This window comes from Nostoc sp. DSM 114160 (assembly GCF_053470305.1).
Genome location: NZ_JBPFGO010000002.1, coordinates 282279 through 304920 on the forward strand (window position 1 = coordinate 282279; position 22642 = coordinate 304920).

At 40.1% G+C, this 22642-nt stretch carries 13 protein-coding genes and 1 pseudogene; 6 read left to right on the forward strand and 8 right to left on the reverse strand.

The features are described 5' to 3' along the window. Nucleotides 1-9 precede the first annotated feature (9 nt). The 3 genes from NSTCB13_RS18290 to NSTCB13_RS18300 all read right to left on the reverse strand — a co-directional run bounded on the left by NSTCB13_RS18290 (nucleotide 10) and on the right by NSTCB13_RS18300 (nucleotide 3346). Nucleotides 10-810 carry a class I SAM-dependent methyltransferase gene (locus NSTCB13_RS18290; protein ID WP_445631365.1) on the reverse strand — a complete coding sequence of 267 codons (801 nt, stop codon included), beginning with the start codon at nucleotides 808-810 and terminating at the stop codon, nucleotides 10-12. 170 nt (nucleotides 811-980) lie between these two features. Further along, on the reverse strand, nucleotides 981-2081 hold the full coding sequence (locus tag NSTCB13_RS18295) for a glycosyl transferase (RefSeq protein WP_448273390.1): 1101 nt from the start codon (nucleotides 2079-2081) through the stop codon (nucleotides 981-983). Between the two features lie 71 nt (nucleotides 2082-2152). Continuing rightward, a complete protein-coding gene (locus tag NSTCB13_RS18300; protein ID WP_448273392.1) occupies nucleotides 2153-3346 on the reverse strand; it encodes an aminotransferase class V-fold PLP-dependent enzyme in 1194 nt (397 codons plus the stop codon). A gap of 484 nt (nucleotides 3347-3830) precedes the next feature. On the opposite strand from NSTCB13_RS18300, the gene NSTCB13_RS18305 reads away from it, so the two are divergent. Next, on the forward strand, nucleotides 3831-5195 hold the full coding sequence (locus tag NSTCB13_RS18305; RefSeq protein ID WP_448273393.1) for a histidine phosphatase family protein: 1365 nt from the start codon (nucleotides 3831-3833) through the stop codon (nucleotides 5193-5195). A gap of 269 nt (nucleotides 5196-5464) precedes the next feature. After that, nucleotides 5465-6764 (forward strand): annotated as a pseudogene (locus tag NSTCB13_RS18310) (dihydroorotase). A 66-nt stretch (nucleotides 6765-6830) separates the two neighbouring features. Here the strand turns inward: NSTCB13_RS18310 and NSTCB13_RS18315 are convergent. The 3 genes from NSTCB13_RS18315 to NSTCB13_RS18325 all read right to left on the reverse strand — a co-directional run bounded on the left by NSTCB13_RS18315 (nucleotide 6831) and on the right by NSTCB13_RS18325 (nucleotide 12406). Further along, nucleotides 6831-7922 carry a hybrid sensor histidine kinase/response regulator gene (locus NSTCB13_RS18315; RefSeq protein WP_445631359.1) on the reverse strand — a complete coding sequence of 364 codons (1092 nt, stop codon included), beginning with the start codon at nucleotides 7920-7922 and terminating at the stop codon, nucleotides 6831-6833. Between the two features lie 255 nt (nucleotides 7923-8177). Then, nucleotides 8178-8912 (reverse strand): response regulator transcription factor, encoded by a 735-nt coding sequence (locus tag NSTCB13_RS18320; RefSeq protein WP_445631358.1) that lies wholly within the window; start codon nucleotides 8910-8912, stop codon nucleotides 8178-8180. Nucleotides 8913-9067: 155 nt separating this feature from the next. After that, a complete protein-coding gene (locus NSTCB13_RS18325) occupies nucleotides 9068-12406 on the reverse strand; it encodes a PAS domain S-box protein (protein WP_448267272.1) in 3339 nt (1112 codons plus the stop codon). Between the two features lie 1218 nt (nucleotides 12407-13624). On the opposite strand from NSTCB13_RS18325, the gene NSTCB13_RS18330 reads away from it, so the two are divergent. Genes NSTCB13_RS18330 through NSTCB13_RS18345 form a run of 4 tightly spaced genes read left to right on the forward strand, consistent with a single transcriptional unit; the run spans nucleotide 13625 to nucleotide 20553 of the window. Further along, nucleotides 13625-15355 (forward strand): PAS domain-containing protein, encoded by a 1731-nt coding sequence (locus tag NSTCB13_RS18330; RefSeq protein WP_448273395.1) that lies wholly within the window; start codon nucleotides 13625-13627, stop codon nucleotides 15353-15355. After that, nucleotides 15264-18911 carry a PAS domain S-box protein gene (locus NSTCB13_RS18335; RefSeq protein ID WP_448273396.1) on the forward strand — a complete coding sequence of 1216 codons (3648 nt, stop codon included), beginning with the start codon at nucleotides 15264-15266 and terminating at the stop codon, nucleotides 18909-18911. The genes NSTCB13_RS18330 and NSTCB13_RS18335 overlap by 92 nt, the downstream gene beginning before the upstream one ends. 28 nt (nucleotides 18912-18939) lie before the next feature. Beyond that, a complete protein-coding gene (locus NSTCB13_RS18340; RefSeq protein WP_448273397.1) occupies nucleotides 18940-19461 on the forward strand; it encodes a response regulator in 522 nt (173 codons plus the stop codon). A 12-nt stretch (nucleotides 19462-19473) separates the two neighbouring features. Continuing rightward, the gene (locus NSTCB13_RS18345; RefSeq protein ID WP_448273398.1) at nucleotides 19474-20553 is read left to right on the forward strand and encodes a hybrid sensor histidine kinase/response regulator; all 1080 of its coding nucleotides are present in this window, start codon (nucleotides 19474-19476) and stop codon (nucleotides 20551-20553) included. A gap of 123 nt (nucleotides 20554-20676) precedes the next feature. On the opposite strand, the gene NSTCB13_RS18350 is transcribed toward NSTCB13_RS18345, so the two are convergent. Together NSTCB13_RS18350 and NSTCB13_RS18355 are read right to left on the reverse strand one after the other, a co-directional pair. Beyond that, on the reverse strand, nucleotides 20677-21768 hold the full coding sequence (locus NSTCB13_RS18350; RefSeq protein WP_448267275.1) for a DUF6745 domain-containing protein: 1092 nt from the start codon (nucleotides 21766-21768) through the stop codon (nucleotides 20677-20679). Next, complete coding sequence (locus NSTCB13_RS18355) at nucleotides 21755-22048, reverse strand: hypothetical protein (protein WP_448273399.1); 294 nt, start codon at nucleotides 22046-22048, stop codon at nucleotides 21755-21757. Before NSTCB13_RS18355 ends, NSTCB13_RS18350 begins: the two co-directional genes overlap by 14 nt. Between the last annotated feature and the right edge of the window lie 594 nt (nucleotides 22049-22642).

Below are 22642 nucleotides of genomic sequence, written 5' to 3' on the forward strand. Positions count from 1 at the left end.
AATAATCTGTTAATTGGCAATTTTAGTCGCGTCTACTTCTAATCTCACTACTGGTGGAACATATATAAAACCCATGCGATCTGAAGGATAAGTTTCCAAGTATGTTTTGCTTATCTCTTCAACAAAATTTTGCTGTAAAGCTTCTGGTATTCTGGCGGTAAAGGGAAACAATATTGTTCGGATAAATCCATTCAATCTTTCCTTTCCTTCAAAAATTCCTTTTGTTGTTGAAAGTAATTTAACATGATTGATTTTTAAACCAACACTTTCTAACCAATTCTTATATTCATTTGGTTCATAAAAACCCCAAGGCCAAGTAAATTGAGCAAAATACTTACTCCAGCTTGCGCTCGACATAACTTTACTCATAACAGTATCTATATGAGAATTATTTGTTTTTCCCGTAAATTGCAGTAATACTCTACCATTTGGTTTGAGACTCCTTTCAATACCTGTAAGAACCGGAATGTGGTCGATAATCCAATGAAGACAAAAAAACGAAACAATCAAATCAAATTTTTTGTTAAAGTTCAAGTTTTTTGCATCTGCAAGTTGGAAACTAAGGTTAGGAAAATCACTTGGAGAAAAGGTTTTTTGAGCAAAATCAATCATTTCTGAAGAATTGTCAATACCTATAACTGAACCATTAGGTATATAACTGGCAATATCAGCAGTGACTTTTCCATCTCCACAACCAATGTCCAAAATACTTTCATTTCCTTTTAAGTTAAGTTTCACTATTGCCTCTTGTGCCCATTTTTGTTGGTCGGAAGAATTTTTGCAATAATCCTCTGGATTCCATTTTTCCATAACGGTAGTTCTCCTTGTGAGCGATCGGCAGTAAGCGATCGCCCCCCATTCACTCTGCAAAAATAACGTATCAAAGTTAACTAGCAGTTAAGTATGCAATCAAGAGGCGAAGGCAATTTCGGCATTTACAAAATTAAGATATATTAGTAATTTCGTAATATCATCTACTATTAGGAATACGCTCTACAATCTCTAGTTTGGTAATAATTGATAACAGCTTGAGCTATAGTTTCATTACCATCCTTAGCAATTGGTTGAGATTGCCTTGGAGGTTGGGGTAACTCATAAAGAAAATTCCAAGTCCCTTGAAAAAACTCAGATGGGGTGATGATTTGATGCTGATTATAATTAGCTATGCCTTCTACTATAAAAGTTGCTTCGGCAAAGTCTTCACGCGGTATGGTGACAATTGGTACTCCTAGTATTGTGGCTTCCGAAAAAGTACTATAACCAGGTTTAGAAACGACTCGCCCACAAATAGGCATAAAATCTACAGGGCGGTATTTGTGGTCATTAATTTTCACTAAATTCGGTAAATCAGGGGCAGAGCGATCGAATACAATAAATTGCCAATCTGGAAATCGCTCTAGGTTATCATAAGGGATTTGCTGTAAACCCAAACCACCAAAGGTCAACAAAATGGTTTTTTCGACTGGTGCAGTTATTCCCCAAAGAGAACGTAAATCATCAGCAGAGTGACGGGGAGAACCGCCTGTTAAGCCGACATCTGTGATATTATTAAAAGCTGGCATTGGTTCGTGGAAAGGAAGACGAAACAGGCGATCGCACTTTGAGTACCAATCACTAATCCAATCTGCAACTGCGGTAAATTCGCCTCCCCAATCTCGGTAGATAAAGTCCCAACCAAAATTACTCATCATCCAACAGGGAATATTTGCAGCTTTGGCAAACCCAGGAGCGAGGAAGGGAATATCTGCCAAGATAAGATTAACGCGATTTTGGCGGATAAAATTCACTTCTGAGGCAATCAGCGAATTTTGATGCTTCTTAATATCTAGCAACTTTTCTAAAGTTGCTACTTTATCCATTGTCAAACTATCTGTTTGCACCACACCCAAATCAAATGCACGAGGACGATAGATAAAATCGCCTTCTATATAACACTCTAGCAACCAGCGTGGGGCAGTACTCACCACAATTAGTAAAACTTCTGGACATAACTTTTGAATTGTTGCAGCTACAGAAGCCGTGCGGGTAGCATGACCAAAGCCGTGGTTAGTTATGGTTATGTATAAGATTGGGCGTTCCATTTTTAAGTTAGGAGTTAGGAGTTAGGAGTTAAAATCATAATCTCTACACGCTAACTTACAACTCCTAACTTTTAATTAATTTTGCAAAAATTTTGAATCGCCTCAATCAATTGGTCGATTTCCGATTCTAAAGTAAAGTAATGAACGCTAGCACGTATACAGCTAGGATCGGCAATTGTCCGAGTTAATATTTTTTGTGAGTCCAAAAATTGCACCAACTTCAAATGAGCTTGAGGTTGATTATTTGCAAGTTGAAAAGAGACTATACCGCTTTCAGGTGGGGAAGTTCGCAAACATTTAATATCAGGTAACGCCGTCAATTGTCGCCAGAGGTACTCGCTATTATGACAAATTTGCTCGTAACGTTCCTGTGATGTTCCCCATTGCTGATGAATTGCGATCGCTTCCTTTAAACCAAGATACAACGGATAAGCTAATGTAGACACTTCATATCGTCGCCCATCGGGAAGCCAATCCACAGGTTGAGATTGACTATCTACAACAACACCATTCAAGCCAATAAACGTAGGTTTTAGGCTTTCTCGTGCTTCTGGTCGGACATACAAGCCACCAGCACCCGCAGGGCCACATAGCCATTTGTGACCAGTGAAAGCATAAAAATCTACTCCCAATTCAGTCAAGTTTAAAGGCAATAAACCAGCAGACTGGGCAGCATCTATTAATAGTGGAGAATGATTATTTCTGCATACTTCGGCAATTTTGTCCAGAGGTAAAACTTGACCGGTATTCCAGAAAACATGACTCAATATTACTAGGCGGGTATTGGGGCGTAAGTGCTGGGCAATGATGGTTACAGGGTCGCCCTCATTTAAAGTCGCTTTTAGGGGACAAGTGGTAACTTCTACAGAGAATCTCCGCGAGATTTCTCTTGCTGTAGCAATTACGCCTGGATGTTCGCAGTCTGAGAGCAGTAGATGATCGCCAGCCCGCCATTCAATGCCCCACATGGCGATATTACAGCCAACAGTGACATTTTGAGTGAGAGTAATTGTTTGGCTTGGTGCATTTAATTCTAAAGCGATCGCTTCTCTTGCGGCTTGAGTTTGAGGTGCTATCCAGCTAAACGCCTCATTGCCAAAGGGGCCTATTTGCTGAACATAAGCTTGAGTTTCGGCGATCGCATCCATTGCCCTTTGGGGCATGGGTCCTTGTCCTCCATAGTTAAAATAAGCCTTATTCCCTAAAGCGGGAAATTGCTCTCGATGACGATGCAGCTTGATTGGTGATGCAGAAATACTAGTCATAATTTACAAGGGATATCTGCTGTTTGCAGGCTATTGATATTCAAAAGTATTTTGACAGTTTCTCATGCCGACGTTACGGCATCCCCTCGACTGGCAATGCTGGTTCCAAGACCTCATGGATTACATCTTTGATGGTATTTCCGGCGATCGCACCCAGTCTATTATCAATAGTGAGTGATAATGACTCTCACGATATCCCTATTCATGCCTAGAATTGCCTCCAGTCTACCATTTCGAGTCAAAGGATGGAACTATTAACAGATAAGAATGAATGCCGCGATCGTCAAAACGGCTAGAATGCTTGTACTGTAAGGAGTCATTTTAACTCAGGTATTACTTGGAGTAATTAGGAAGTAAGATAAATCTGAGCATATATTGAGCATTGAAAATGAGTATAAATTTATACTTTTAATGTGCAACTATGCACTTAATTAATTATTTGAGCATTAATTGAGTATTTTTTGTAAAAATAAGGCTGAAGCTTTTGAAAAATAAAACTTTAAAGGTCATCATTGTGCGCCACGGTCAAAGCGGTTATAACACCGAGCGGCGCATCCAAGGACGCACTGATGCATCAACATTAACCGAAAAAGGTCGTAAGGATGCAAGTCTAGTAGGCAAAGCCCTCAGCAATATCTTATTTAATACGATTTACAGCAGCCCCTTACAACGAGCGAAACACACAGCAGATATTATCCATAGTGAGTTAGCTACTCATGCTCAAAAATCTGCTGTAGTTCAAGTTTCTGATTTGCTACTAGAAATCGACCTACCTTTATGGGAAGGATTGCTGACTGCCCAAGTCAAGCAAAAATTTGCTGAAGACTACCGCACTTGGCATCAACACCCCGACGAACTGCGGATGCTGCTTAATGATGCACAAGGAACAAGAGAACATTTTCCCGTTCTTGCTTTATACGAACAAGCACGGCAGTTTTGGCAAGAAATTTTGTCTCAACATCAAGGCGAAACCATTCTCATCGTGGGACATAACGGAATCAATCGCGCTTTGATTAGCACAGCGTTAGGAATCCCTCCTAGTCGCTACCACTCAATCCAGCAATCTAACTGTGGGATCACCGTATTAAATTTTGCTGGCGGATTAGGCGAACCAGTCCAGCTAGAATCCTTAAATCAGACGCAACACACCGGAGAAACTCTACCTTCATTCCGACCGGATCATCAAGGAGTACGATTGTTACTAGTGCGTCACGGTGAAACCGACTGGAATCGCCAAACCAGGTTTCAAGGACAAATTGATGTCCCCCTCAACGACAACGGTAGACAACAGTCACAAAAAGCCAGCGAATTTCTCAAAGAAGTAGGAATTGATTTTGCTTGCAGTAGCACAATGCTGCGCCCTAAAGAAACAGCAGAGATTATCTTAAAACAACATCCGAATGTAAAATTAGAATTGCAAGATGGTTTAAGAGAAATCAGTCATGGTCTCTGGGAAGGAAAATTAGAAACAGAGATAGAGCAAGAGTTTCCAGGAGAATTGCAGCGATGGCGGTTGATACCAACGCAAGTGCAAATGCCTGAAGGAGAGAATTTACAACAGGTGTGGGAGCGCAGCGTTGCAGCTTGGCAATCAATTCTGCAAACAGCATCAAATAATCAATTCAAAACTGTATTAGTAGTAGCTCATGACGCTACTAACAAAACCTTACTTTGTCACATTCTGGGTTTATCGCTGGAAAACTTCTGGAGTTTTCGTCAGGGTAATGGTGCAGTCAGTGTTATTGACTATCCTGCTGGAATCGATGGTTTACCAGTACTGCAAGCAATGAATATCACTTATCACTTTGGTGGAGGTGTACTAGATAAAACAGCAGCGGGAGCATTGTGAGTGCTAAGTGCTGTTATCGTCAGCGGGACGTTTAGCCTGTGAGGAGTTAGAAGGAGTGAGGAGTGAGGAGTGAGGAATAAAGTTAGAAGCAATGACTGAAAAACAAATAACTCAGAAGTAGCTAGACGTAAATAAATTAAAGTTTGTAGTAAGGACTTTAGTCCTATAATCCTTTCTTTGAGCGATGAATCACTCACTACGAACTAGGATTTTACTTTATGTTTAATTATGCCTACCTACTTAACTCCTAACTCATAACTAAAACTTTTATGATTGAACTGCTGCAAAAAGTACGAGTAATTGACCCTGTTTCTGAAATCGATGAACTCTTTGATGTACTGATTGCTGATGGTTATATCCGAGAAGTGGCTTCACACATTTCTGACATCAGTTCCGATACTCAAATCAGAGATTGTCAGGGATTAGTTCTCGGCCCTGGATTAGTTGATTTGTACAGCCACTCTGGTGAACCTGGCTTTGAAGAACGGGAAACCCTCTCGTCTTTCTTACAAGCTGCTGCTGCTGGCGGCTTTACTAGAGTTAGCATTTTACCCGATACATCCCCAGTTATTGATAACCCTGCGCTTGTGGCACAGTTGCAGAAGAGGAGAGGGGGGACAAGGGGGACAAGGGGGACAAGGGGGCGATTTTTCTCCCTTGTCTTCTTCTCTTCCCCTGCTTCATCTCTGGGGTGCAATCACTGTAGATATTGCTGGGAAACAGATGACGGAATTGGCAGATTTAGCGTCTGCTGGAGTTGTTGGTTTTACTGATGGTAAACCTTTAGAAAATTTGGCGCTGGTGCGGCGAGTGTTAGAGTATCTCCAGCCATTGGGTAAACCAGTAGCATTTTGGCCTAGCGATCGCCAGTTAACAGCCAATGGTGTCATGAGAGAAGGGACAAATGCTCTGCGTTTTGGTTTACCTCCAATACCCGTCAGCGCTGAAACAACTGCGATCGCAGCTATGCTTGAATTGGTTGCAACCATCGGCACACCAGTTCATATCATGCGTGTTTCCACAGCTCGCAGCGTGGAATTAATTGCTTCAGCTAAAGCCGCTGGTTTACCCATCACCGCCAGCACCACCTGGATGCACCTTTTACTTGATACTAAAGCAGTTAAGAGTTATCACAGCAGCTTGCATTTAGATCCGCCTTTAGGTAATCCCAGTGATATGGCGGCGTTACGTACAGGGGTACGTGTGGGTGTAATCGATGCGATCGCTATCGATCACACACCCTACAGCTACGAAGAAAAAGTCCAAGCCTTTGCCGAAGCGCCTCCAGGAGCAATTGGTTTAGAATTAGCATTACCTCTTTTATGGCAATATCTGGTTGAAACTGAGGAATTTACAGCTTTAGAATTATGGCGGGCATTGAGTACCAATCCAGCAGAGTGTTTGGGAGAAAAAGTAAGTGCGATCGTACCTCATCAACCAGCGGAACTTACTTTATTTGATCCCCAGCAAACTTGGAAAGTTGAACGGAAAAGTCTTTATACACTTTCACAAAATACACCTTGGTTAGGACAACAGTTAAAGGGTCATGTTGTGCAAACCTGGTGTTAAAAAGCGCACTTAAAACCACTGAATATAACTTGGCTATTTTCTTGTGGTTATATTGGCAAGTACACCCTAGCAAGGCAAACTAACACTTACAATAGTTCCTTTCTCAGGAATGCTAGCGATTGTAAATTCACCACCATATAATTTAACTATATGCTGAACAATAGCCAGTCCTAAGCCAGAGCCTTGTTGCTCCCATAACTTTCGATTAAATTGTACAAAAGCTCCAATTTTGTTAATCTCTTCAATTGTCATCCCTTTGCCATTGTCAATTATATATAAATTAAATTTGCTACCTTCTATCTTACTCATAACTTGAATTTCACTGCTTGGCAAAGAAAATTTGAAAGAATTATCCAGTAATTCTTCAATCAGAATACTCAAGTTTTCTTCTGATAGTTGTACTGTAGATTCTTCGATATCTAACTTTAAATCTTTTGGTCTACAGTTTTCTTTAGCTTTTTTAAAAGCAATTTCAATAAGAATTTTTTCAGCAAAACATCTATCTTTTTTTTCTTTGAATTGACGAGTTTTTTCGAGACTTTTAGTTATTAACTCCAGATTACTATATAATAAAAATCTTTGAACTAGTACATTCAAGCGATTGGCGGATTTGTAAATTAATTCGGCAATTTCGACTTCTTCAGAGTCAGGCATGAACTCACAATTTTGTATTAACAACTGTGACATACCGAGAATACCATTTAAAGGCGTATTTAGTTCGTGAGGTAATGAGTGAGCAATATTCATTCTCAGTTCGTCTAGTTTGGCTTGAGCTTGGCGCTCAACCGAAGCGTGTTTATCAAGACGAGAAGCGATCGCATTGAGTAATTCTTCCGGAGTAAATGGTTTAGTCAAATAATCATCAGCTCCAAAATTCATTCCTTGACGAAAATCTGAACGCTCTGCCTTAGCAGTAACAAATATTAAAGGAATATTGATAGTTGCTTCATTTTGACGTAAAGCAGACAGTACGCTATAACCGTCTAGTTCAGGCATCATAATGTCACAGATAATTAAATCTGGTAATTTTGCTTGAGCAATTTCTAATCCAATCTTACCGTTTGCAGCTATCAAAGTTTCAAAATCAGAAAGTTGTAAAATTTCCTGAATATTTCCCCTGACTTGGGGTTCGTCTTCTATAATTAAAATTGTGTTCATTTATGATTAATAAAAATAAAAGTATCAGTTTTATATTATTGGTATAGCAATTTACGACCTAGTAAGATACGTTTCCAAAGCTACTAACCTTGGTTAACAAGATTTGGTATACTTCAGTTGCTTAGGAAACGCTATATCCACACAAAGCTTATCTTGCTAAACAAGAAAAATTAATTGTCAATAATACCGTATAATCATATTAATGATCTAAGTAAAAACGCCGATCTATTTCAATATATTTGTTGCGCAGATATACTATTTGCTATGGTTAAGCAAATTAAAATTTTGCAAAATATTGGCATTTTCTGGGGTTAATAATGCTTGTAAATTCTTCATTTCATTCAAAAACATCATTTCTCTAGCATACTCTTGTTGTAGGATACTCAAGTAGCGATCGCGCTCAACATCTGATTGAGCTTTTTTCAGCATATAGATTGCCATATTGATATTTGAAAGCGGATTGCCTAAATCTTGTAAAAGTTTTTGTAAAACCTCGTTACATATTTCTGCTAGGTGTTGGCTCTCTTGCAGTTTTTGTGAATTTATCTCTATCTCCTGCTTCAACTTGGTATTTTCTTGATGTTCTTGCTCGTATTGTTGTTTGATTAAAGCTGGTTTTTCTACTCGATCTAATCTGACCTGAATTGCCTTCAAAAGTTCGTCCATAGAGAAAGGTTTCGTCAGGTAATCATCGGCTCCTAATTCCATACCTTGGCGTAAGTCACCACGATCTACTTTTGCAGTCAGAAAAATTACTGGGATAAATTCAGTTACAGGATCTTGGCGTAAGGCCGTTAGCACACCGTAACCGTCAAGTTCAGGCATCATAACGTCACAACATATCAGGTCTGGTTGTTCTGTTTTAGCAAGTCGTAATCCTTCTAAACCATTATTTGCAGTAATAGTATTAAAATCAGAAAAACTTAAAATCTGTTGAATATTTGAACAGATTTGGACTTCATCTTCAATTATTAATATTTTTTTGTTCATTGGCTTCTTCAAATATTGATTTTTACTAGGCATTTTTGCGATATCTACAGACGCAGTAAATACAGTTGTTAAAACTAATTATTCAGATGAGAACTTGGATTTTACATTAGATTCCAAACAATCTCCCGCAGTTTATTGTTCCCTAAAATTATTTACTAATAACACATTCGATATTTTTCATTGAGGAAGTCACTTATAATCAGTGGCAGTTCTACCCTAAAAGTCGTACCTACTCCGACCTGGCTAGTGAGAGTAATTCTTCCTCTATGAAGGTCTATACAGTTGTTGACTATTGCCAAACCTAATCCAGTTCCTGGCGTATTACCAACATTACTCGCTCGGTAGAATGGTTCAAATAAGTTCTGTTGATCCTCTGGTAAAATACCAATACCCTCATCTTGAATTAGAAAAACTGCGCTTTCATCTTGAACTAATAAATCAATTTGAACATTGCTACTATCTGGCGAGTATTTGACAGCATTTGAAAGCAAATTGCTCAAGATTTGTCGCAAAAGTTTCTTGTCTATACAAGCCATAAAGGGATCGTCTATTAATGAGTTCCCTAAATACTGAGGAAAAAAGGTTAGGGTATGTTTTGAAGAATTGAGTTGAATTTCTTCTACCAAAGAACGACAGAAATTAATTAAATTAATACAAGTTGGTTCAAATGCCAATTTTCCAGCTTCAGCCTTATTAATTAGCAAAATATCATCTAATAGTTGAGTAGTATGTTGCACATAAGTCTCAATGCATTGGAGATGTTTATGCTTTTGTTCTTCATCTAGTTTATGGCTAAAGCTTTTTAAGATTCCAGCAGAGGAAGCAATCACAGCTAAAGGAGTTCGGAACTCGTGGGAGGTCATAGAAATGAAACGAGATTTCAACTCACTGAGTTCTTTTTCTTTTACTAAAGCTTTACAAATATTTTCTTCAGCTTGTTTGCGCTCGCGTATATCTTTAACTACACCGATCGCATAAATTGGTTTGCCAATCGGATCTCGAATTAGAGATACCGTTAGATTTATCCAAATTACATTAGCATTTTTATGTAAATAACGCTTCTCAATGGAAAATGTTTCTATTTTTCCTGCTATTAATTGTTGCAATTTATTTAGATGGATTTGTATATCTTCTGGATGTGTGATATCTCTAAAGTTTTTTTGGAGGATTTCTTCTTGGCTATAGCCTAAAAATTCACATAACTTTTGATTAACTTTAACAAAATGTCCATCTAAAGTTTCTAGCTGAATTCCCACAGCTGCTTGATTAAAAATAGCTCTAAGTTCTGCCTCACTTTGTTGTAAGTCTAAAGTGCGTTGTTTAACCCTGATTTCTAAATCTTGATTGAGTTTTTGTAAAGCTTCTTGCGCTCGTTGTCTTTGCAGTTCAGCAGATGCTCTGGCTGCAAATACTTTGAGAATTCCTTCAAATTTATGTTGGTCAGGTATAGGTTTGTCATCTACTATGCATAGTGAGCCAATTGGTTGACCAAAATCATCACTTAAAATAACTCCCATAGAACTTTCAGCTTCCATAGCAGCTAATCTTTTCGCATTAGGAAAGAGTTGCTGAATTCTCGAACTACACTGGTAAAATCCTTGCTTGAGCAAAGTTTCACATATAGTTGATTTTGGGTCATAGCAAATATTGGGTTGTAACTGCCCATCAGACCAAAATCCTAAAGTGTGAGCTTGCTCATCAATTAACTCACTTACTAAAGTATTACGGACATCTAAAGTCGAAGAAATATGCTCAACTAATGCTGGAAAAAAGTCACGTCCAGTTGTAGAAGCTGTACTTTCTATTAAACTTTGTAAGGCTATTTCAGCTTGTTTGCGTTTTGTAACATCGATTCCGATGGCAACGGCGGCTGTGTTTTGTTGATATTTTTGAGCTACGAGCAAATAATTACATGTTTTACCATTAATTTGGACATCAATAACCTTAGAATCTGCTACATCTTGCCTATTTAAAAATTCATGCATAAATTCTGTAAATTGTGGGCTATTTTCCATAAAGCCCAATTCTTGACCAACAAAAGCATCAGGAGTCAAGTTAAAACTTTCAGCTAAATGGCGATTAACCCCTAAATAATATCCATCATCATTTACCCAAGAAACAAACCCAGGTAGTGCATCTAAAACCGTTTGTAATTGCTCTTTTGCTTGTTGTAGATTTTTTTCTGCTCGTTTATATTCTGTAATGTCCTCGGAAATACACAATAGGTATTCGGGTTGATGGTTTTTGTCATACAAAGGAATTTTAGTCATGTGTAAAATTCTTCTGCCAAAACTAGGACTGTCAATAGGTTCTTCAGAAATATCTTGAAGTACACCGCTAGCAAAACTTTCTAGGTCTTTTTGATAGAAAAAGTCTGCTTGTTCTTTCGAGAAGAATTCGTAATCTGTTTTGCCAATAGCCTGTTCTGCTGTAACACCAAAAATATTTTCGCAGGTATGATTCCAGAGCTTGACTGTCCCAAAACTTTCTGGTTTAGCATCTTTAACAAAGACGGCTACAGGCAGATTATTAATCATCGACTGTAAAAAGTTGCGAGTCTGTTGGAGTTCCTCTTGTGCTTTTCGGCTTTCAGTAATGTCAATGCCTGTACAAACAATATAATCAACTTGATTATTAGAGTTAAGTAAGACCTTATTTGACCAAGAAATTAAGCGGCGATCGCTATCTTTAGTAACTAAAGAAGTTTCGTAACGTTGAGGGAATTCTCTCTCGGCTAAATTTTGAAAAATATCTTTGATACATTTTGTTGTTTCAGGTAACAGCAGCACATCCCAAACACATTTTCCTTTAACTTCATCGAATGCGTAACCTGTAGCTTGTTCGCAAGTATGATTAAAGCGAACAACTTTTCCGTGGCAATCTAGTACTATAACTAAAGCGTCTGCTAGATTCAAAACGGTAGAAACAAAATTACGCTCCAATCGCAGTTCTGCCTCAATTTTTTGGCGTTCTACAAGTTTAACTCGTGTATGATTGTAAAGTTCGGCTTGTAGAATAGAAACTGCCAGTAGACTAGTGGGAGTAACTAATCCAATTAACTCTTCTCGATCTCCAATAATAGGCAGGTGGCAAATTCGATTTTTTCTTAGCAAATGTAAAGCAGTAAAAACATCTTTAAAATCTTTTAGCTTCAATGTTATTAACTCTCTGGTCATCACTTGGGCAACACTGATACCCTCTATATTTTGACCTTGGGCTGTCAGCTTAATTAAATCTCGTTGCGTAATTATCCCCACCAAATGCGAGTTTTCTAGAACTAAAACACAACTGGTGGCTTGAGATGTGTTGCTACCTATATCTTTACCAGGATTAGGTAAATAATTGCTATGCTTGATTGGCAAACTATCATGATTAGCTGATGCTTGATTGATTAATGCAATCACATCTGGAAGCATAATTTCAGAGCTAACAACAAGCGGATGACGAATGATAGTCTGTTGTAAATTATCAGAGATGAGAGAGTTAATGAACATTATGTATATATGCTTGAAATGGAATTATATTTAATCAAAAGGTAAATAATATTTTACTTATATTTAATGAAAAAACATCAGTGTTTTCTATGATTTTTTTATTGCTATAAAAATTTATATTGTTTTTAATAGTTTTTATTTGTTATGAAAGATGTTTTGGTTTTTTACTGGGTTGAGTTATGAATTGTTACTTGATGTAAAAAAATAACGATCTTTAAGGTAGATGCAGCTTAAGTGTAATCCAAGTAATTAGAAGTCAACTTTAAAACATAGGATTATGTTCATAATCCCAACACTTGTTATCTCGCCAGGTTCTACTACTGAATTGACAGTCAAACTTATTCTCAATCCAGGGAATTGATGTAGGATTAGCATCTGAAGATGAAATTATCAAACTAATTGAAGACAATACATAAGAGGTGATAATAAAACTAGAGCTTCCTAGAATAATTAAACCTACTAGTAAAAACACAATGTTAACAGGATTCAATTTGTGATTTACAGCTTGTTTAAGGTCTAATTTATGCTGTAACTGACGCTCTACACCTGATAGTGACATTAGGTTAAAACTCCTTTTGGAATTGTACTTAAACTGGAAATTTTCAAGAGAATGAACTGGTTACAAACAAATGTTTTCTAGTAATTATTGTTTGTAATAGTTTTAGTATTCAAAATTTAAATGAAAATGTAATCGAGGAAAAACAGGATTTTTTTTCTAATGAAATTGAGAGTATTTACTTGAATGGCTATTTGTGATTCCTGAATAAATACTGAGTCGCAACTCTAGCTCATCCGTAGGATAGAGGAGATTTTCTAGAAGAATGGTAAGGAACAAGCCAATAAAACCGATGATGTGAAACTTTAAAACAATCTGGCTGATGGTAAAAATCACTGCAAAACAGAGGTTTGAGTGTTACTTTTGCGGCTGTTAATTGATGAATTTTGAAGACCGCAAATTTACTGAATCTCTGAGGAGGTGTTTAAGTAAAACTGCGAAGCCATTCGTTTATAACACCTAATCGTAAAGCGATTAAAATGCCAAAATTTTAAGGTATTTGGGCAAAATATCGCGCTAAAGGGCAATATAAAAATATCTCAGGTATTTTGCCTGTTCTATGTTTTTCTTGTCCAAGCGTGATTTGATTTACATCAAGCAATTAAGACGATGATATCGAGCTATAATTTTTTGAAACGCGATCGCGTTTGTATTTTTAACTTATGAGTTATCCTCCTTGCCTCACAATCCTGCTGATTGATGATTGCGCTGAAGATCGGGAAGTATATCGTCGCTTTTTGAAGCAAGACAGCCTGTATAGCTACCGCTTTTTGGAATTTGAAACGCTAACGCCAGCACTGAAATGGTGTCAACAGGAGATTCCAGATATCATTTTGCTAGATTTCGCGTTGCCTGATGGGGATGGACTGAAGTTTATTCAGCAGTTTTGGGAATGTCATAGCAATACTCAAACTGCTGTGATTCTGCTAACAGGACAAGGGGATGAAATCATCGCTGTTCGTGCGATGAAAAGTGGTGTGCAAGATTATCTGGTTAAAAATAAACTCACACTTGAAGTTCTTCAAGGTGCAATTCATCATGCCATTGAACGGATGGATTTGGCTCGGCAGTTAGAACAAAGTCGGGAACAACAACAACTGATTGCTGCGATCGCCTTACGGATTCGTCAGTCTCTGAAACTAGAAGAGATTCTGCGTACCACAGCTACAGAAGTACGGCAGTTTCTCAAAGCAGACCGAGTAGTGGTCTATCAATTTCAGCCGGATATGAGCGGTACAATTGTCGCAGAATCAGTGCTTCCTGGTTGGACAGTGGCTCTGGGAAAGCAGATTATAGACACCTGCTTTCACAAGAAAGCCAGAAGTGACTATCGTCAAGGGAAAAAACGAGCAATCGACGATATTCATCAGGCTGGTTTAACAAATTGTCATTTGCAGCTTCTAGAAAAATTTGAAGTCAAAGCCAATCTGGTAGTACCTATTTTGGTCAAAGAGCAATTATGGGGATTATTAATTGCTCACCAATGTAGTGCGCCTCGTCATTGGCAATCAGTAGAACTAGATTTGTTGGATCGACTAGCGGTGCAAATAGCGATCGCCATTCAACAAGGAAGTGCATATCAGCAATTACAGGCAGAACTAGCAGAACGCCAACGGACAGAAGCAGCGCTAAAAGCTAGCGAAGAGAAACTCAAGCTTACTCTGAGTTTTGCTGGTATTGGCTATTGGGAGTGGAACCCAATCATCAATCAAATATTTGCTAGCGAGAATGCAATTCGCTGTTTTGGTTCCGATCTGAGTGATGTGAACTGGACTTATGAAAAGTGGCGGGGTCAAGTCCATCCAGAGGATCGAGAATGGGTTGAGCCGCAACTGAGGCAAGCGATCGCTACCCAAACCGATTATGCTGTGGAATATCGAGTTGTCTGGCAAGATGGCAGCATTCATTGGGTATCGGCAAAAGGACGCGGAGTTTACGACGCAACCGGAAAACTGCTGCGGATGCTGGGCGTGCTGATAGATATTACAGAACGCAAGTTCTCAGAAAAGGAGCGGCGGCGGGCCCAAATGCTGCGAATTGAATTACGTCTTCTGGAGCAAATTCTCAAAGTCGGCCTAGCAGGTTACTGGGACTGGGATATTCAGGGCAATCAAGAGTACTTGAGCTTAACCTTCAAGCAGATGTTAGGCTACGAAGATTGGGAATTGCTAAATACACCACACAGCTGGCAACACCTGATTTTTCCAGAGGATTTACCGGGTGTTCTAGAACTTTTTGAGCAACACGTCCAAAGTCGCGGACAAATCCCCTTTTACAATGAGGTGAGATATCGACATAAAAATGGTTCTACCGTTTGGGGTCATTTGTTCCGGTCGCGTCATTGCGTGGGATCGAGACGGCAATCCCCTGCGGATGATTGGTTGCCATATTGATATTACACAACGCAAACAGGCAGAAGCTCAATTGTTAGCGATCGCTAATTTGCAACAAGCCATTTTAGATGGTACTGACTATGCCATTATTTCTAATAACTCGAATGGCATCCAAACCTTTAACGCAGCTGCTCAGAAAATGTTGGGCTACACAGCAGATGAAGTTGTTCGGCAAATAAATCCAACTACATTTCACGACCCAGAGGAACTCAAGCAACGAGCAGCAGAACTCTCGTTGAAATTGGGTAGGGAAATTGCACCTGGTAGAGAATTTTTTACTATCGTCACTCAAGACGGAAGCACTTATGAAAACGAATGGACTTACATTCGTAAAGATGGCTCTCGATTCCCTGTATTTCTGTCAGTAAAAATTCTCCAGGATCTAAAAGGAAACAATATCGGATTTTTGGGTATTGCCAAAGATATTACCCAGCAAAAACAAATAGAGACAGCCCTTCGAGACAGCGAACTCCGTTATGCAAATTTGGCAGAAGCGGCTCCTGTAGCTATTTTCCGACTGGATGCCTTTGGTAACTGCATCTATGCTAACGATCGCTGGAGTGAGATGACTGGTAGACCAACACAGGCAGCATTGGGGATAGGTTGGTTACAGGCTTTGCACCCAGAAGATGCCGAGCGTTTGGGGAGGGAATGGTCTTTGAAATTTGAGCAAGAACGTGTTAACCCAAGGGAATTTTATCAGAGTGAGGGCAGACATCTACGCCCAGATGGCAGCATTAACTGGTTCTATGTCCAAGTGCTACCCGAAATTAACGCCAACGACACCATTATTGGCTACATCGGCACACTGACAGATATCAGCGAACAGCAAGCCGCACTGCGCGAACGCAAGCAAGCAGAAGAACAGTTGCATCACCTCTCCGAACGGCTAACCATAGCTATCAGCTCTGGAGGATTTGGTATTTGGGAATATGATTTCGTCCAAGCAAGGCAGATTTGGGACGATCGAATGTACGAACTGTATGGAGTGAGCAACACTGATTTTGACGGTTCTTTTGATGCTTGGTTAAACTGCCTGCACCCAGACGATCGCCCTTATATGTTGGAAACTATAGAGCAAGTTCTGCAAGGAAAGCAAGAATATAATGTCGAGTTCCGCATCGTTCAACCAAGTGGAGAAATTCGTTATCTTAAAGGCTACGGCATTCTCAAGCGTGCCCAACAGGGTGAACCTGTACAGATGATTGGGGTTAACTATGATATCAGCGAACGCAAACAAGCCGAAGAGGAACTCATCCACAATCGGGATTTGCGAGAAGCAATTTTTAACGAATCTGCCGATGCCATCTTTCTAGTCGATCCGCAAACCCTGCTCACCCTAGATTGCAATCGGCGGGCAGTAGAAATGTTTGAGGCGGTTGACAACGCTGAATTGGTCGATATCAATGGGCAGACACTCCAGTTGCGGCCATTCACTACCAACGAAACGGATGCGATCGTCAGAGATATGCACTCAAAAGGTTTCTGGAGCCTAGAGATTGAATATATTACTCTTCAGGGTAAGATTTTCTGGGGAAACATTGCAGCCAAGCCGATTACTGTAGCCGGACGCACCATGAATCTAGTTAGGATAACTGATATCAGCGAACGGAAAGAAGCACAAGAGGCATTGGCGAAATATGCCCATGAGGTCGAAGATTTATACAATAATGCTCCCTGTGGCTATCATTCCCTCGATAGCGAAGGCCGATTGCTTAAGGTAAACGAGACTGAACTGCAATGGTTGGGTTATACCCGTGAGGAAATGATTGGTCAACCCGTGCTGAATTTTTTCACCCAAGCAAGTGGCTTGTCCTTTGCGCAAAACTATCCTCACTTCAAAAAGCAGGGTTCGGTGAAGGATTTGGAACTTGACATGATTTGTAAAGATGGCACAGTTTTCCCAGTGCTGGTAAGCGCTACTGCTGTCAAGGATGCAGAGGGTAACTATCTATACAGCCGCACCACCCTGTTTGATATCCGCGAACGCAAACAGACCGCGCAAGAACTGGAAGAATCACGTAAAATGCTGCAAACTGTACTAGATACATTTCCGCAACGTGTTTTCTGGAAAGACCGCCAATCGCGCTTTCTCGGCTGCAATCCAGCATTTATCCGCCATTCTCAACTGACAATTGATGAAATTATCGGCAAGACCGATTTTGAATTACCTTGGGCCAAGTTAGCACACCTCTACTGTGCAGACGATGCGATGGTGATGAACACCCAAACACCTAAACTAGGCTATGAGGAGCCATTTGAAGGGGCTAATGGCGAACAACTCTGGCTACGAACTAATAAAATTCCCCTGACTAATAGCGCCAAAGAGGTGATTGGCGTACTGGTATCTCATGAAGATATCACAGAACGCAAACAAGCCGAAGCACAATTACGGCAAACAAATGAGCAGCTTGCTAACGCCAATATGGAACTTGCCCGCGCTACTCGCCTCAAAGACGAATTTCTCGCCAACATGAGCCATGAACTGCGAACACCTCTGAATGCGATTTTGGGTATGTCAGAAGGCTTACAAGAAAGTGTATTCGGCTCCATTAATGAAAGACAAGCAAAAGCGATCGCCACTATTGAGCGCAGTGGCAGACACTTACTAGAACTAATCAACGACATTCTAGACTTGTCTAAAATTGAATCTGGCAAACTGGAACTGCAACTAAGTGATGTTTCTGTTAGGAGCCTGTGTGATACCAGCCTTGCTTTTGTCAAACAGATGGCTTTGAAAAAAAATATTCGTCTTAGTAATTATATTTCTGACAATATTGACAGCATCCAAGTAGACGATCGCCGCCTGCGTCAAGTACTGATCAACCTGTTAAGTAACGCTGTCAAGTTTACGCCAGAACGGGGATCTGTAACGCTAGAAGTCAGGCTGGAGGAGGCAGAGGGGCAGGAGGGCAGGGGAGCAGGGGAGCAGGGGAGCAGGGGAGCAGGGGAAGTAAATTCTTCCTTGTCTTCCTTGTCTTCCTTGTCTTCCTTGTCTTCCTTGTCTTCCTTGTCTTCCTCATCCCCCTCATCTTCCCCAAATCTCTGCTTCCATATCACTGACACCGGCATCGGTATCGCCCCTGAAGAAATTGGCAAGCTGTTTCAGCCTTTTATCCAGCTTGACAGCAGCCTTAACCGCCAGTACAGTGGCACTGGTCTAGGTTTGGCACTGGTACAAAAGATTATTACCCTACATGGAGGAACAGTCTTAGTTAGCAGTGAAGTTGGAAAAGGAAGTTGTTTTACCGTCCGTATTCCCTATCGTACCAGCGATAATTTTCTCAGGAAGCAGGTAACTACTTCATTACCCAGCTATCCCTTAATTGCTGAAAATGCTCAAGTTGTGATTATTGAAGATTCTGTGGCCGCGGCCGATCAGATTACTCGTTATTTCAACGAAATGGGAATGCAATCTATCATCTATCCCCAAGGTGAAGGAGCCGTAGAAGAGGTGGTGCGAGTTCAACCTGCTCTAATCATTCTCGATCTGCAACTACCGAACCTATCGGGTTGGGAGGTGCTAAATCAACTCAAGACCCAACCCAAAAACTAAAGATATTCCAACGATCATCATTTCAGTTGTGGATGAACATAGCAAAGGACTAGCTCAAGGAGCGTTTGAATATCTGGTCAAACCCATTACCCGCGCTCAACTTCAGGTAACTATAGAGAAACTACAACATCCTGCCCGTTCTGACTCGCCAAATTTAATTGTATTGCCAGAAGTCTTTTTGGAAACTCCTTTGATTTTGTTGGCAGAAGATAATCAAGCAAATATTGATACGATGTCCGCCTATCTTGAAAGTCGAGGGTATCATCTCATTTTGGCAAACAATGGACAACAAGCTATCGATCTTGTGAGAGTTCAACGCCCTGACTTAATTGTGATGGACATTCAAATGCCAGGAATGGATGGATTAGAAGCAATCCGCCGCATCCGTAACGATCGCCAATTTGTGCATATTCCCATAATTGCACTAACAGCGTTAGCTATGCCCGGCGATCGCGAAACAAGTTTCGCAGCTGGAGCTAACGAATATTTGACCAAACCCGTAAAACTTAAACAGCTTGTAACTACAATTCAACAACTTTTAGGAAGGTAGCGGAAATTCTCGATGGATAGTCAACTCTCTATTTTAGTAATCGATGATGAACCCGATAATTTTGATGTAATTGAAACCTTGCTGGATGGTGAAAACTACCAGCTATACTACGCTCCTAGTGGTCAACAAGCTCTAAACCGCCTCGACAGTTTTCAGCCCGATCTGATTTTATTAGATGTGATGATGCCCGATCTGGATGGGATGGAAGTTTGCCGATGCATCAAAGCCAATTCCCAATGGCAAGCAGTGCCGATTATTATGGTGACAGCATTAACCGATAAAGAAGATTTGGCTCGATGTCTGGCGACGGGTGCAGATGACTTTATTAGTAAACCTGTCAATGGTGTGGAATTACGAGCTAGAGTTCATTCCATGTTGCGGATTAAACAGCAATACGACAATATGCAAGTATTGCTAAAACTGCGAGAAGATATGGTAAATATGATTGTGCACGATCTGCGAAATCCACTTACCAGTATTGTTTTAGGCGCAGAAATTCTACGGTTGTCAGGTTTGTCATTTGAACAGCATCAAAGAAAAGTCGATCAAATTTTAGTTGCTGGACAACAACTACAAGTGTTGATCGATAGCTTGCTGATCGTGGCAAAGCTGGAATCGGGGAAAATGGTTCTCAATTATACAGAAGTAGACCTTTGTACGCTGTGTATGTCAGCATTGGCAGATATTGAGGCGATCGCTAATCAAAAGAATCTGACTCTGATACGCGAACTACCCGAACCTGGTGGTATTGTTGCAATAGATGCAGTTCTCTTTCGTCGAGTGCTGGATAATTTGCTCTCCAATGCCATTAAGTTCTCCCCGTACAAGTCTCAAGTCACCCTACGGGGAGAGTATTTAGTAGCAGGCGGTGTAAAAGTGCAAGTCGCTGATTCTGGTTCGGGAGTAAGTCTGGAGTTACGACAAATCATTTTCGAGAAGTATGAAATTGGAACTTCCATACCAGAAGTTTCGCAAATTGGTTTAGGATTGGCTTTCTGCAAAATGGCGATCGAGGCACATTCCGGTACGATTACCATCGAAGATAATTATCCAAATGGTAGTATCTTCACTGTATTACTCAAAAATGAATAATTAACTCTCAAGTTACTGCATTTAAGAATTACAGTATGCCCTTTCTGCTAAGGTGACATCTAGCATGAATAGATTGTCATTACCTTTTTGAACAATTTCTAAATCGGCAAGTCCTTTAAGTAATTATGTTTGTACACCAAATTCTTCTGGATCTACATCCCAATTTACCCAGCTAATTGCTTCACGCGCTGAGTTCATATTCGGTGGAACTCGCAAGGCATGAATAAAGCTTGTGCTAGGGCAAGTCATTTTTAATAAATAAATCGGCTCGATATCCACATTGTTATCAATTTTTAATAGTGTATATTCTTGCCAATTATCTAATTCAATAGCTTGCAATTCTTCGCAAATTCTAGCGTAACCGATACCCTGAATTAGTACTCGTCGTAGTTCGGCATTTTCTTCTGTTAAAATCCATTGAGATTGCCATTGCTGCGGGTGGATTTTACCGTATTTTTCAGGCAAGGTTACACCGTGGTATGAGTACAGGCTATATCCATCAATAAATTCAATCGCGGGTTCGCCTTCAGCGTGGAGGCGATTTTGATTATCGAAGCGTAGGTGAAGGGGGCGATCGCATATTATACAAATATCATCATACGCAAACAACCAACCACATTCTTGAATTAAAGATTGAAATACTTTCCATTCCTGTTGAGGATGATCGATGTTCAAAACAGATATGCAAAAATCATATCCGTCCATCCAATTACCGTGATTTTCAAGTCTAAAGGAGTTATGAAGGTAAACTTCAATTAGCCACGAATGATCCTCTAGTTGCTCGTTTACTTGAGTACAAAATTTTTCAATTAAGTCATTAAATATTTCATGATTTACCAGAGTATCTGCCATACCAGAGAAGTATTTATAAAATTGTTTATATAATAATTTTTTGCCAAGCTGTTCATGAAGTTTTCTCGAAAGTTCTTGAAAGATATGAGGCGAAAATAAGCTGTCTAAACTCTTTGGTTCATTGAGGTAACTGTCTACAAATTGAGGTGATAGTTTTAGCATCCAGTTGCAAGCTGCATAAGGACTGTCGTGAAAAAGGATTTCAGGTTGTTCATAGTCAATTGCAATATAAGCAGCTTTTACAATTTCTGCCGCTTTTTCTTTATCAATCCGCTCAGTTGAAAGCGCGATCGCTCGCCACTTTTCCCGATAAACTGGAATCAAAGCCTCTTGCTCAGGTGTTAACTTTTCAATCAGCGACATAACGCCAACCTTCAGGCTCGTATTCCCGTTGAATTTTCACCATCCAGTCACCTTGGGGAATAGAAATAGCTTTATGCTCCTCATGAGCTAGCAACGCCGACTCTGAAATAACACGTAAATAAAGTGTGCCATCTTTTTCAGATAATTCCGCCTTGCCCTCAGTAATCTGATGCTTATGACCTGTAACTTCGCCTTCTGCCAAAGTTAAATGAGGTATTTTTTGTCCTTCAACCTGCTGCACAGGTAGTAAGATAACATCACCCTGACGAATTGGTTGCATGGTTTTGCTTTCCTGACATAAGTATAAATGCTATTTCGCTTTTGCTCTCAAGTTTGATTTAATTTTGGCACAAGCTCTATTAGAGTGGGGCATTGGGGAGGCAGTGCGGTGAGGCAGCCCCCGTCTTGGCGGTTCCCGTCGATAGCGCAGCGTAAAGCCTTCGGCATGGCTTCGCTTAGAGCGAGTCCTTGATCGTCTGGGGGACTGCCTTTCCCGTTGGGTCTTGGGGTCTCCCCAAGTGGAGCAACTGCCGTCATTGGGCATTGGGCATTGGTAAATTCAATAATAATTATTCTTCCCTTGCTCCCCCTGCTTTCTCATCTCCCATTCCCCATGCTTTATGCCCTATGCCCTATGCCCAATTCCCAATTAAAGGATATTTTGAAAACTATAGTCGCCAATTATGCGTTAGATAAGTTAAAGATTGAAATAGCTGGAAATTCAAACCCAGCGTATCCTCATTTATTCTCTGGGACAGACTGAGCATTAAGTTCAGCGGATTTTTTCCCAAACAGGTAGTTTATGTGAGGATTAAATCACCGCCCTAAGCGTGACCATTTATCTTGACAATTTGTAAAAGTTACCTCAATTTGA

Excerpts from the sequence above, each read along its gene's own strand:
- NSTCB13_RS18295 (WP_448273390.1), bottom strand. The coding sequence starts at position 2,081 with ATGGAACGCCCAATCTTATACATAACCATAACTAACCACGGCTTTGGT.
- NSTCB13_RS18330 (WP_448273395.1), top strand. The coding sequence starts at position 13,625 with ATGAGTTATCCTCCTTGCCTCACAATCCTGCTGATTGATGATTGCGCT.
- NSTCB13_RS18300 (WP_448273392.1), bottom strand. The coding sequence starts at position 3,346 with ATGACTAGTATTTCTGCATCACCAATCAAGCTGCATCGTCATCGAGAG.
- NSTCB13_RS18350 (WP_448267275.1), bottom strand. The coding sequence starts at position 21,768 with ATGTCGCTGATTGAAAAGTTAACACCTGAGCAAGAGGCTTTGATTCCA.
- NSTCB13_RS18345 (WP_448273398.1), top strand. The coding sequence starts at position 19,474 with ATGGATAGTCAACTCTCTATTTTAGTAATCGATGATGAACCCGATAAT.
- NSTCB13_RS18290 (WP_445631365.1), bottom strand. The coding sequence starts at position 810 with ATGGAAAAATGGAATCCAGAGGATTATTGCAAAAATTCTTCCGACCAA.
- NSTCB13_RS18335 (WP_448273396.1), top strand. The coding sequence starts at position 15,264 with ATGGTTCTACCGTTTGGGGTCATTTGTTCCGGTCGCGTCATTGCGTGG.
- NSTCB13_RS18320 (WP_445631358.1), bottom strand. The coding sequence starts at position 8,912 with ATGAACAAAAAAATATTAATAATTGAAGATGAAGTCCAAATCTGTTCA.
- NSTCB13_RS18355 (WP_448273399.1), bottom strand. The coding sequence starts at position 22,048 with ATGCAACCAATTCGTCAGGGTGATGTTATCTTACTACCTGTGCAGCAG.
- NSTCB13_RS18325 (WP_448267272.1), bottom strand. The coding sequence starts at position 12,406 with ATGTTCATTAACTCTCTCATCTCTGATAATTTACAACAGACTATCATT.
- NSTCB13_RS18315 (WP_445631359.1), bottom strand. The coding sequence starts at position 7,922 with ATGAACACAATTTTAATTATAGAAGACGAACCCCAAGTCAGGGGAAAT.